Origin of the sequence: Thermomonospora catenispora (assembly GCF_006363815.1) — a bacterium.
Taxonomy (GTDB): Bacteria; Actinomycetota; Actinomycetes; order Streptosporangiales; family Streptosporangiaceae; genus Thermomonospora; species Thermomonospora catenispora.
The window spans coordinates 17,836-29,105 of record NZ_RRYT01000028.1 but is presented as its reverse complement, the minus strand read 5'-3'; the positions used below and the strand labels follow the sequence as shown (position 1 = coordinate 29,105).

Annotated in this window: 11 protein-coding genes; all 11 read left to right on the top strand. The window is 72.5% G+C overall.

From position 1 onward, the window contains the following. Window positions 1-99 precede the first annotated feature (99 nt). The 11 genes from ruvX (at window position 100) to pheT (ending at window position 11,039) form a co-directional block, all read left to right on the top strand. On the top strand, window positions 100-570 hold the full coding sequence (ruvX, locus tag EIO00_RS19065; RefSeq protein ID WP_140180894.1) for a Holliday junction resolvase RuvX: 471 nt from the start codon (window positions 100-102) through the stop codon (window positions 568-570). Next, the gene (gene mltG, locus EIO00_RS19060; RefSeq protein WP_140180892.1) at window positions 567-1,721 is read left to right on the top strand and encodes an endolytic transglycosylase MltG; all 1,155 of its coding nucleotides are present in this window, start codon (window positions 567-569) and stop codon (window positions 1,719-1,721) included. The genes ruvX and mltG overlap by 4 nt, the downstream gene beginning before the upstream one ends. Then, window positions 1,722-2,552 carry a shikimate dehydrogenase gene (locus tag EIO00_RS19055; protein WP_140180890.1) on the top strand — a complete coding sequence of 277 codons (831 nt, stop codon included), beginning with the start codon at window positions 1,722-1,724 and terminating at the stop codon, window positions 2,550-2,552. It abuts the gene before it with no gap. 398 nt (window positions 2,553-2,950) lie between these two features. Next, window positions 2,951-3,529 (top strand): translation initiation factor IF-3, encoded by a 579-nt coding sequence (infC, locus tag EIO00_RS19050; protein WP_140180888.1) that lies wholly within the window; start codon window positions 2,951-2,953, stop codon window positions 3,527-3,529. A 262-nt stretch (window positions 3,530-3,791) separates the two neighbouring features. Further along, a complete protein-coding gene (gene rpmI / locus EIO00_RS19040) occupies window positions 3,792-3,986 on the top strand; it encodes a 50S ribosomal protein L35 (RefSeq protein WP_140180884.1) in 195 nt (64 codons plus the stop codon). Between the two features lie 69 nt (window positions 3,987-4,055). Further along, a complete protein-coding gene (gene rplT, locus EIO00_RS19035; protein ID WP_140180882.1) occupies window positions 4,056-4,433 on the top strand; it encodes a 50S ribosomal protein L20 in 378 nt (125 codons plus the stop codon). Window positions 4,434-4,476: 43 nt separating this feature from the next. Beyond that, window positions 4,477-5,325, top strand: coding sequence for a TrmH family RNA methyltransferase (locus tag EIO00_RS19030; protein WP_140180880.1), 849 nt, complete (start codon window positions 4,477-4,479; stop codon window positions 5,323-5,325). Between the two features lie 411 nt (window positions 5,326-5,736). Next, complete coding sequence (locus EIO00_RS19025; protein ID WP_241661462.1) at window positions 5,737-6,090, top strand: STAS domain-containing protein; 354 nt, start codon at window positions 5,737-5,739, stop codon at window positions 6,088-6,090. Between the two features lie 168 nt (window positions 6,091-6,258). Next, window positions 6,259-7,365, top strand: a complete 1,107-nt coding sequence (locus tag EIO00_RS19020; protein WP_140180940.1) for a sensor histidine kinase — start codon at window positions 6,259-6,261, stop codon at window positions 7,363-7,365. Between the two features lie 99 nt (window positions 7,366-7,464). Continuing rightward, window positions 7,465-8,574 (top strand): phenylalanine--tRNA ligase subunit alpha, encoded by a 1,110-nt coding sequence (pheS, locus tag EIO00_RS19015; RefSeq protein ID WP_140180876.1) that lies wholly within the window; start codon window positions 7,465-7,467, stop codon window positions 8,572-8,574. Further along, window positions 8,574-11,039, top strand: a complete 2,466-nt coding sequence (pheT, locus tag EIO00_RS19010; protein WP_140180874.1) for a phenylalanine--tRNA ligase subunit beta — start codon at window positions 8,574-8,576, stop codon at window positions 11,037-11,039. Before pheS ends, pheT begins: the two co-directional genes overlap by 1 nt. Window positions 11,040-11,270: the final 231 nt, after the last annotated feature.

Genomic DNA, 11,270 nt, shown 5'->3' with positions numbered 1-11,270 from the left:
GGGCCGCACCCGTATTGTTCGGTGTGTGTGCGGATCCCCTCCCCGCCCGGTGCCCGCCGCGCCGGTCCCGTCCGCCCCGTGCCGGGCGGTGATGCCGGCGTGAGGCCGGGCACCCGATTGGGCATCGATGTGGGCAGCGTCCGCATCGGTGTCGCGCGCAGCGATCCCGCAGGCATCCTGGCCACCCCGCTGGAGACCGTCCGGCGGGGCAAGGGTGATCTGGATCGGATCGCCGAACTGGTGGCCGAGCACGAGGTGGCCGAGATCGTCGTCGGGCTGCCCACCTCGCTGTCCGGCCGCAACGGCCCGGCCGCTCAGGAGGCCCGGCGGTTCGCCGAGGCATTGGCCCGCCGGCTGGCGGGAATCCTGCCCGAGGACGGGATCCGGTTGTACGACGAGCGGCTGACCACCGTCACGGCCGAGGCGGGCCTGCGGCGGTCGTGGGTGCGTGGCAGGAACCGCCGCCAGGTGATCGACCAGGCCGCCGCGACGGTGCTGCTGCAGGCCGCCCTCGACGCCGAACGCGCGACGGGGCGGCCGCCGGGCGAGAGCGTCCGGGGAAGCCGATGAACGATCTGGACCTGTTCGAAGAACCCGCCTGGAGCGATCAGCGCGACCGGCGGCGGGGCCGCCGGGCCCAGGCGGCGGTGCGCAAACGGCAGCGCCGCCGCAAGCTCAACAGCCGCGCCGCGGTGCTGTTCTCGCTGGCGTTCCTGGTGGCCGTGTTCGGCGGCGGAGGCCTGATCGGCCTGGCCGTGCTGGACAGGAAGCTGTCCGTCCCCGACTACAGCGGGCAGGGCGCCGGCAGCGTGATCGTCCAGATCAAGGACGGCGACACCGGATGGACCATCGGTGAGCGGCTGGAGAAGGCCGGCGTGGTCAAGAGCGCCAAGGCCTACGTCAAGGCCGCGGAGAAGGAGCCCAGGTCGGCCGGCATCCAGCCGGGCTTCTACACCATGCGCAAGAAGATGTCGGCGGCCGCCGCCCTGGCCCTGCTGCTGGACCCCAAGTCCCGCGCCGGCAACCAGATCACCATCCCCGAGGGACTGCGAGCCGTCCAGGTCGTCGACCAGCTGTCGAAACGGACCGGCATCCCCCGCCGGGAGTTCCACAAGGTCCTCAAGAACCCCGAGGCGCTGGAACTGCCGCCGTACGCCAAGGGCAAGGTCGAGGGCTACCTGTGGCCGGGCCGTTACGACCTGGACCCCAACGGCACCGCCGAGTCCGTGCTCAAGGCCATGGTCGATCGTTACAAGAAGGAGGTCGCCGACCTGGACCTGGAGGCCAAGGCCCGGGCGGCCGGGCTCGAGCCGCACGAGGTGATGACCATGGCCAGCATCGTGCAGGCCGAGAGCGGCAAGCCCAGCGACATGCCCAAGATCGCCGAGGTCATCCACAACCGGCTGGAGAAGTCGATGCTGCTCCAGATGGACAGCACGACCAAGTACGCCAACGGCACCTACGGCATCGAGGCCACCGCCCAGGAGCGCGCCTCCACCAGCCCCTACAACACCTACCGGGTGAAGGGACTGCCGCCCGGCCCGATCGCCAACCCGGGCGCGGACGCCATCCGGGCGGTGCTGGAGCCGACCGACGACGGGTGGCTGTTCTTCGTCACCACCGACCCGGAGAAGGGCGTCACCAAGTTCGCCCGCACCCTGGCCGAGCACAACAGGCTGGTCGCCGAGTACAACCGCAACAAGCGAAACGGAGGCGGCTGAATGCCCCGCGCCGCGGTTCTGGGGTCGCCGATCGCGCACTCGCTGTCGCCGACGCTGCATCGCGCGGCGTATGCGGCGATGGGCCTGTCCGGATGGACGTACGAGGCGGTCGAGTGCGACGAGGCGGGGCTGGCGCCGTTCCTGGACGGCCTCGACGGCGACTGGGCGGGCCTGTCGCTGACCATGCCGCTCAAGCGGACCGCCCTCGCGCTGGTCGACGAGGTCTCGGAACTGGCGGCCACGGTCGGCGGGGCCAACACGGTGCTGCTGCGGGAGGGCTGCCGATACGGCGACAACACCGACGTGTACGGCATCGTGACCGCCCTGACCGAGGCGGGGGCGGCCGCGCCCCGGACGGTGACGATCCTCGGCGCCGGCGCGACGGCGGCGTCCGCATTGGCCGCATTGCACGAGCTGGGCGTGCGTTCGGCGACCTTGTGCGTGCGCAGCCGGGCCCGCGCCCGGGAGACCTGTGCGGTCGGCCGGCGGCTGGGGCTGCGGGTCGAGACGACGGAGCTCGACGGGCTGGAGCGGGCCCTCCCGGCCGATCTGGTGGTCTCCACGCTGCCCGGCCGGGCCGCCGACCCTTACGCGGACCGGATCGCCGGGGCCTGCGGCGCGCTGTTCGACGTGGTGTACGCCCCCTGGCCGACCGCGCTGGCGCAGGCGGTGGAGGAGGCCGGCGGGGTCGTGGTCGGCGGGTTCCCGATGCTGCTGCACCAGGCCGTGCGGCAGGTCGCGCTGATGACCGGCCGTGAGGACGTCCCGGTCGAGGCGATGCGGGCCGCCGGAGAGGCGGAATTGGCCGCTCGGGCGGCCGGGGTCCGGTGAAATCCGGTGGACCGGGGATCGGCCGGCGGAGCCCGGACGCCGTCGCGCGACGATGATCCACGGCCGCTTCCGGTCGGCCCTCTGGCCGGCCGCCGGGGATGAGGTAGAGTGGACATGCAAAGACGTGATAGCGTTGCTCGCTGACCGATCCGAGGGCGACCTCGGGTACTCAAGCGGAGGCCACTCCCACCTGTCCGGCCGATCAGGTCGGAGGGTCATCGGTCCGGCGGACGGCGGACATCTCGATGTCCCCGTCCGGCGTCGCCGTCCGGCGATGTGAATCGTCGGGCGCGCCGATGGTGGCCCCGCATGTGAGTCGTGCGGGGCTTTTCTCATGGAGGCCCGCGGGCGCGACCGGTCAGTGAGGTAACGGCCAAGGAACGCCCCAAGGAGGTCCCATCAGCGCCGAACCGCGTATCAACGACCGCATTCGCGTGCCGGAGGTCCGGCTCGTCGGCCCGAACGGCGAACAGGTGGGCATCGTCCCCCTCGTCAAGGCCCTGGAACTCGCCCGCGAGTCCGATCTGGACTTGGTGGAGGTGGCGCCGACCGCGCGTCCGCCCGTGGCCAAGTTGATGGACTACGGCAAGTTCAAGTACGAGTCCGCGATGAAGGCCCGCGAGGCGCGGCGTAATCAGGCGCACACGGTCATCAAGGAGATCAAGCTCCGGCCGAAGATCGATCCGCACGACTACGAGACCAAGAAGGGTCACGTGGTGCGGTTCCTCAAGGCGGGCGACAAGGTCAAGGTCACCATCATGTTCCGCGGGCGTGAGCAGTCCCGGCCCGAGCTGGGCATCAGGCTGCTCCAGCGGCTCGCCGAGGACGTGGCCGAGCTGGGCTTCGTGGAGTCGCGGCCCAAGCAGGACGGCCGTAACATGATCATGGTGATCGCCCCGCACAAGAAGAAGGCCGAGGCCAGGGCGGAAGCCAGGGCCGAGCGCGCTGCTCGCGAGCGCGCGCGCAGGGCGAACTGAGCACCCCGGCCGCGTGCGGCCGGGGATTCTTTCGGGCGGCGCCGGACGGTGCCGGGGGACCCGGTGCCGCCGCGCGACGGCCCGTGCGTCCGGGCGCCATGCCCGGACGCCGAGCCCGGGCCGGGGAGCCGGCTGGGCGATGTCAGCACGTAACATTCGGTGCGTCGAACAGGCGCGCCGCCATGCATTCCATGGTGGGCGCCTTGATCACGCACGTCCCCGCGGCTGCGTGGGATGACGATCGAGGGAGACGACGGCGACCATGCCGAAGACCAAGACTCACAGCGGTGCCAAGAAGCGCTTCAAGCTGACCGGCTCCGGCAAGGTGACGCGCCGCCGCGCCAACCGCAACCACCTGCTCGAGCACAAGCCGTCCCGGCGGACCCGTCGGCTGGACGGTCGCATCGTGGTCGCGGACGCCGACACCAAGGTGATCAAGAAGCTGCTTCGCAAGTAGCCATCGCATCGACTTTCCCCACCATCGGCCGGGCGCAGGGGCCCGGTCTTGCGCAAAGGAGATTGAGACATGGCACGTGTGAAGCGGGCTGTCAACGCCGCCAAGAAGCGTCGGGTCGTCCTTGAGCGGGCCAGGGGCTACCGGGGGCAGCGGTCGCGGCTGTACCGCAAGGCCAAGGAGCAGATGCTCCACTCGATGACCTACGCCTACCGGGACCGCAAGGACCGGAAGGGGCAGTTCCGCCGGCTGTGGATCCAGCGGATCAACGCCGCCGCCCGCGCCCACGGCATGACCTACAACCGGTTCATCCAGGGCCTGAAGGCCGCCGAGCTGGAGATCGACCGCCGCATGCTGGCCGAGCTGGCGGTCAACGACCCCGCGGTGTTCAAGACGCTGGTCGAGCTGGCCAAGGAGTCGCTGCCGGCGCAGGGCGCCAAGGCCGCCTGAGCACGGAGGGCAGAAGGTCGTCCGAACGGCGAAGACGGGAAGCATGGCGGGCCGCGAGCTGACCTCCATCCGGTCGCCCCGGGTGAAGGCCGCCCGGCGGCTCGCCAAGCGCACGTTCCGGCATCGCGAGCGTCGTTTCCTGGCCGAGGGGCCCCAGGCGGTCCGGGAGGCGCTGGTCCGGCCGGGCGTGCTGAGGGAGCTGTTCACCACGGCCGAGGCCGAGTCCCGCCATGCCGATCTGGTGCTGGCCGCCGAGCGCGCGGGGGTGCCGGTGCTGCGGGTCAGCGGTGAGGTGATGGCCGAGCTGGCGCAGACCGTCACCCCGCAGGGACTGCTGGCGGTCTGCGGTTTCGTCGACGTGGGCCTGGAGGAGGCGCTGGCGGGCCGGCCCACCCTGCTCACCGTGCTGGCGCACGTCCGCGATCCCGGAAACGCCGGCACGGTGCTGCGGACCGCCGACGCGGCCGGCTCTCAGGCCGTGGTCTTCACCGACGCCTCGGTCGATCCCTACAACGGCAAGTGCGTACGGGCCTCGGCGGGCAGTCTGTTCCACCTCCCGGTGGTGACCGGTCCGCGGTTCGACGCGCTGATCCCGGCGCTGCGGGAGAGCGGGCTGACCGTGCTCGCCGCCGACGGCGCCGGTGAGCGCACCCTGGACTCGGCCATCGATGACGGGCTGTTGGCCCGTCCCACCGCCTGGATCTTCGGCAACGAGGCCTGGGGCCTGCCGGAGGAGATCCTGCGGCACGTCGACGAGGTGGTGCGGGTCCCCATTTACGGGCGGGCCGAAAGCCTCAACCTGGCCACGGCCGCCGCCGTCTGCCTCTACGCCTCCGCCCGCGCCCAGCGGGCCGGGACGGACGGCGCCGCCGGAGCGGCGGTCACCGCCTGACCTCCCCGAACGACAACGTTCACGACCGCGCAAAGGTTGCTCCCGGGGCCTGGCCGGTTCTGGCCGCGCGAAGACGATCTTCATGCGCGGTCCGGCTGTCAGGATGGACGTGAAAGTTTCACAGCATCCCGCACGCATCGGGTCGCCGGCTCGTCCACAAGAGGAGCGGGCGCCCGTCCGACGGGGTTCGCCGCCGGCCCGGCCGCTCACGGTGACCGTCGGGAGCGGTGGCACGGCCGGCGTGACCGTGACGAGATCGACGACAGGAAGGCGCCACAGGTGCCGCGTACCAGAACGCATAGACAGGGGCCGCGCTCATCGGCGGCCCTCCCGCGCTGCGGGCGGCCCGCCGTCCGGCCGCAGAGGGACGGTGCGGAGCCGCCGGATCCGACCGAGGATCTGATCATCACGGTGACGGGCCTGCCCTGCGGGACGCCGGTGGCCCATGTCGCCGGCGAGATCGATCTGCGCACCGCGCAGCTGCTGCGCACCCGGCTGATCGAGATCGGCCGTGAGCTGACCGCCGCCGGGGCCGCCCGGCTGGTGGTGGACTTCGCCGACGTCGCGTTCTGCGACGCCAGCGGACTGGGTGCCCTGGTGGGGGCGCACAACGACCTGCGCACCCGCGGCGGCGAGCTGGCCCTGGCCCGGGTGCGCCCGGCGCAGCGCCGGTTGTTCCAGGTGACCGGCCTGGACCGGCTGTTCGGACTGTACGACACCGTGGCCGAGGCCGTCGGCCCGCGCCGCACCTCGTTCACCGGCTGAGTGCACCGGCCGGTCGCGCCGCATGCCCGACCGCGGATCGCGATCCCTTGTGGGGTAAGGGTTTTCTCAGTCCCGCGGTGCCGCGGTTGGGCTATAGAGTCTCTTTCGACAGGCCGCGTTTTCACGGGTGCTCTGGAGGCCCTGGTGGGTGACGAGAACTCCTCGCACATGTCGCGGCCCGTCGTGCCCGCCCAGCGTCGTGCTCGGAGCGCGGATCCGGCCATCGAGTCCGCCCGTGACCTGACCGACGACCTGCCGGACGGCCTGTTGGTGGCCGATGCCGACGCACGGGTGGTGCTGTTCAACCGGGCCGCGGTCCGGCTGACCGGCATCCCCGCCGAGCAGGCGCTGGGTCGCGACTTCCGCGACGTGCTGCCGCTGCACGACGCCGAGGGCCGCGACTGGTGGAAGTGCCTGGACCCCTATGGCGGGTTGGCCACCCGCACCCGCCACCCCGAGCGGTCCCTCTACCTGGCCGACGGCACCGAGCTGCTGGTCACCGCCGCCTACCGGCGGGGCCCGCGCGGGGTGGTGGAACGTTTCACCGTCAGCTTCCGCGACGCCGCCTGGCGCGCCCGCCGCGAGAGGGAGCGGGCCGACCTGGTCTCCACCGTCGCCCACGAGCTGCGCTCCCCGCTCACCAGCGTCAAGGGCTTCACCGCCACCCTGCTGGCCAAGTGGCACCGCTTCAACGACGACCAGAAGCGGGTGATGCTGGAGACCGTCAACGCCGACGCCGACCGGGTCACCCGGCTGATCACCGAGCTGCTGGACGTGTCGCGGATCGAGGCCGGACGGCTGGAGATGCACCGCCAGGTGGTCGACCTGGTCGAGGAGGCCCGCAAGGTGATCGCCGGGCGGGTGGCCGCTGGCGATCCCGAGGACCGGTTCCGGCTGGAGGTGCGCGGCGAGCTGCCGGAGATGTGGCTGGATCCGGACAAGATCGACCAGATCCTCGGCAATCTGCTGGAGAACGCCGTCAGGCACGGTGCTGGTACGGTGACAGTTGTGGTGGAGCCGGACGCGCACAAGGAGGGGGCCGCCGTGTCGGTACGCGACGAAGGCGAAGGCATCCCCCCCGAGGCCGCTCAGCGCGTGTTCCGCCAGTTCTGGCGCGGTCCCGGCGGCCACCGGCGCGGCGGCACGGGGCTCGGCCTGTTCATCGTCAAGGGCCTGGTGGAGGCGCACGGCGGCACGATCGCGGTGCAGCGCGCCCCCGGCGGCGGCGCCGAGTTCCGATTTACCTTGCCCGCCGGCGCCCCCGACTACGCCTGACCGGGGCCCGCCGCGCGGGCTTCTCCGTCGTCAGCCCCTGTGGGCACAGCTCCCACTAGACTCGCGGGCGATCACGCCCTGGCTGGAGTTCTCACCACCATGTCTGCACCCAACAAGTCGTACGACCCTGTCGAGGTCAGTGCGCTGCGCCCGGAGGAAGTGGACCGGGCGCGCGAGGAGGCGCTGGCCGCCGTCGCGGCGGCGGCCGACCTCGAGGAGCTCAAGCGGGTCCGGCTCGCGCACGCCGGCGACCGCTCCCCGCTGGCGCTGGCCAACCGGGAGATCGGCGCGCTGCCGCCGCACGCCCGCGCCGAGGCCGGCAAGCGCGTGGGCGCCGCCCGCAAGGCGGTCGCCGAGGCCCTCAAGCGCCGCCAGGCCGAGCTGGAGGAGGAGCGCGACCGGCGCGTCCTCATCGAGGAGACCGTCGACGTCACCCTGCCGTGGGACCGCGCCCCGCGGGGCGCCCGGCATCCGCTGACCACCATCGCCGAGCGGATGGCCGACGTGTTCATCTCGATGGGCTTCGAGATGGCCGAGGGCCCCGAGGTCGAGGCCGAGTGGTACAACTTCGACGCCCTGAACTTCAAGCCCGACCACCCGGCCCGCACCATGCAGGACACCTTCTTCGTCGAGAGCGAGGACAGCGGCCTGGTGCTGCGCACCCACACCTCCCCGGTGCAGGTGCGGGCGCTGCTGTCCCGACCGCTGCCGGTGTACGTGGTGGCGCCCGGCCGCACCTTCCGCACCGACGAGCTGGACGCCACCCACACCCCGGTCTTCCACCAGCTGGAAGGCCTGGCGGTGGACGAGGGGCTGACCATGGCCGACCTGCGCGGCGCGATCGCCGCGTTCGTCGAGGGCATGTTCGGCGAAGGGCTGAACGTGCGGCTGCGCCCGTCGTACTTCCCGTTCACCGAACCCTCCGCCGAAGTGGACATGCAGTGCTTCGTCTGCCGGGGCGCCTCCGTCGAGGCGGGCGCGCCGCCGTGCCGCACCTGCGGTTCCGAGGGCTGGATCGAGCTGGGCGGATGCGGCATGGTCAACCCGCGGGTGCTGGTGGCCGCCGGGATCGATCCCGAGCGCTACAGCGGGTGGGCGTTCGGGCTGGGCGTGGAGCGTACGCTGATGTTCCGCCACGGCGTCGAGGACATGCACGACATGGTCGAGGGTGACGTGCGGTTCACCCTTCCGTTCGGGATGGAGATCTGATGCGGGTCCCGCTGTCCTGGCTGCGCGAGCACGTCGAGCTGCCCGCCGACGTCACCGGCCGCGACCTGGCCGCCAAGCTGATCGCCGTCGGGCTGGAGGTGGAGAAGGTCGAGTCCCCCGGCCACGACGTCACCGGCCCGCTGGTGGTCGGCCGGGTGCTGGCCATCGAGGAGCTCACCGGCTTCAAGAAGCCGATCCGTTACTGCCGGGTGGAGGTCGGCGAGCCCGAGCCGAGGAACATCATCTGCGGCGCCCGCAACTTCGCCGAGGGCGACAAGGTCGTCGTCGCGCTGCCCGGCTCCGTGCTGCCCGGAGGCTTCGCGATCGGCGCCCGCAAGACCTACGGCAAGATGTCCGAGGGCATGATGTGCTCGGTCTCCGAGCTGGGCATCGGCGACGACCACAGCGGCATCCTGGTGCTGCCGGACGACGCCGAGGTCGGCGCCGACGCGATCGAGCTGCTGGGCCTTCGCGACGAGGTGCTGGACATCGCCGTCACCCCCGACCGGGGGTACGCCCTGTCCGTCCGCGGGGTGGCGCGGGAGGCGGCGCTGGCCTACGGGGCGCCGTTCACCGACCCCGCCGCCGTGCCGCTGCCCGCCGACACCGAGCGTTCCTACCCGGCGAGCATCGCCGACCCGACCGCCTGCGACCGGTTCGTGCTGCGCGAGGTCCGCGGCTTCGACCCGTCCGCGCAGACGCCGCTGTGGATGCGGGTGCGGCTGTACCGGGCGGGGATGCGGCCGGTGTCGCTGGCGGTGGACGTCACCAACTACCTGATGCTGGAGCTGGGCCAGCCGCTGCACGCGTTCGACCGGGGCAAGCTGACCGGCGAGATCGTGGTGCGGCGGGCGCGGCCGGGGGAGAAGCTGGAGACCCTCGACCACGTCGTGCGCACCCTCGACCCGGAGGACATCCTCATCACCGACGAATCCGGGCCGATCTCCATGGCCGGCGTGATGGGCGGTCTGCACACCGAGATCGACGAGAAGTCCACCGACATCGTCATCGAGGCCGCCCACTTCGACCCGGTCGGCATCGCCCGGGCCGTCCGCCGGCACCGGCTGCACAGCGAGGCCTCGTACCGGTTCGAGCGGAACGTCGACCGCGAGCTGCCGCTGCGGGCCTCCTACCGGGCCGTGCAGATGCTCGCCGAGCTGGGCGGCGCCGAGATCGTGCCGGGCGTCACCCACGCCGAGGCCCCGGTCGAGCCGGTGACCATCACCATCCCCGCCGACCATCCGGACAAGGTGGCCGGGGTGACCTACGGCCGGGACACGGTGGTGCGGCGGCTCACCGAGATCGGCTGCACCGTCACCGGGGACGAGGAGCTGACCGTCACGCCCCCGTCCTGGCGACCCGACCTGGTCGACCCCAACGACCTGGCCGAGGAGGTCATCCGGCTCGAGGGGTACGAGAACATCCCGGCCCGTCCGCCCCGGCCGATCGCCGGGCAGGGCCTGACCCCCGCCCAGCGGCAGCGCCGCCGGGTGGGCCGTGCGCTGGCCGCCGCCGGGTACGTGGAGGCGCTCAGCTACCCGTTCGTCGGCGCCAAGGACTTCGACGACCTGCAGCTGGACGCCGACGACGACCGGCGCCGGGCGCTGCGGCTGGCCAACCCGCTGTCGGAGGACGAGCCGCTGCTGCGCACCACTCTGCTGCCGGGGCTGCTCAAGACCCTGGCCCGCAACGTCGGCCGCGGCCAGGCGAACGTGGGCCTGTATGAGATGGGCCTGGTGTACCGGCCCGGGCCGGACGGCGTCCGGCGCGCCCCCCGGCCGCCCGTGGACCGCGGCCCCACCGCCGAGGAGGTCGCCTCGCTGGAGGCGGCGCTGCCCGACCAGCCGCTGCGGGTCGCCGTGGTGCTGGCCGGGAACCGCGAGCCGGCCGGATGGTGGGGTCCGGGGCGCCCGGCGAGCTGGGCCGACGCGATCGAGGCGGCCCGCACCGTGGCCCGTGAGGCCGGCGTCGAGCTGACCGTCAAGGCCGACCAGCATGCCCCCTGGCATCCCGGCCGGTGCGCCGCCCTGTACGTCGGCGACCTTCTCATCGGACACGCCGGGGAGCTGCATCCGCGGGTCGTGCAGGCCTACGGCGTGCCGCCGCGGACCGCCGCGATGGAGCTGGAGCTGTCGCGGCTGGCCCCGAGCGACGCCGTGCGGGCGCCGCGCGTGTCCACCTACCCGGTCGCCACCCAGGACGTGGCGCTGATCGTGGACGCCGACCGCCCCGCCGCCGAGGTCGAGGCCGCCCTCCGCGAGGGGGCAGGGGAGCTGCTGGAGTCGATCCGGCTGTTCGACGTCTACACCGGCGATCAGGTCGGTGAGGGCCGCAAGTCGCTGGCCTTCACGCTGCGCTTCCGCGCCCCCGACCGCACCCTCACCGCCGAGGAGGCCGGCCGGGCCCGCGACGCGGCGGTGGCGAAGGCGGCCGAGCGCACCGGCGCCGTGCTGCGCGGCGGCTGATCCGCCGAGTGCGACCGATCCGGCGTCCCGCGACCGCGAGCCGGTTGCGGGACGCCGGTGTTTTTCCTACGGTGGACGAGTCCTGTTCCCGTCCGATGGGGGTTTCGGTGAGGCGCTGAGGTCGCAGACACCGCGCAGATGACCGGCGTGCGGCGCCCATGCCGCCGCTTCGGCGCGTGACCTCGGTGATCTCCGTTCCGGACGGGTCCGTCTTCTCGGGTGTCCCTCTTC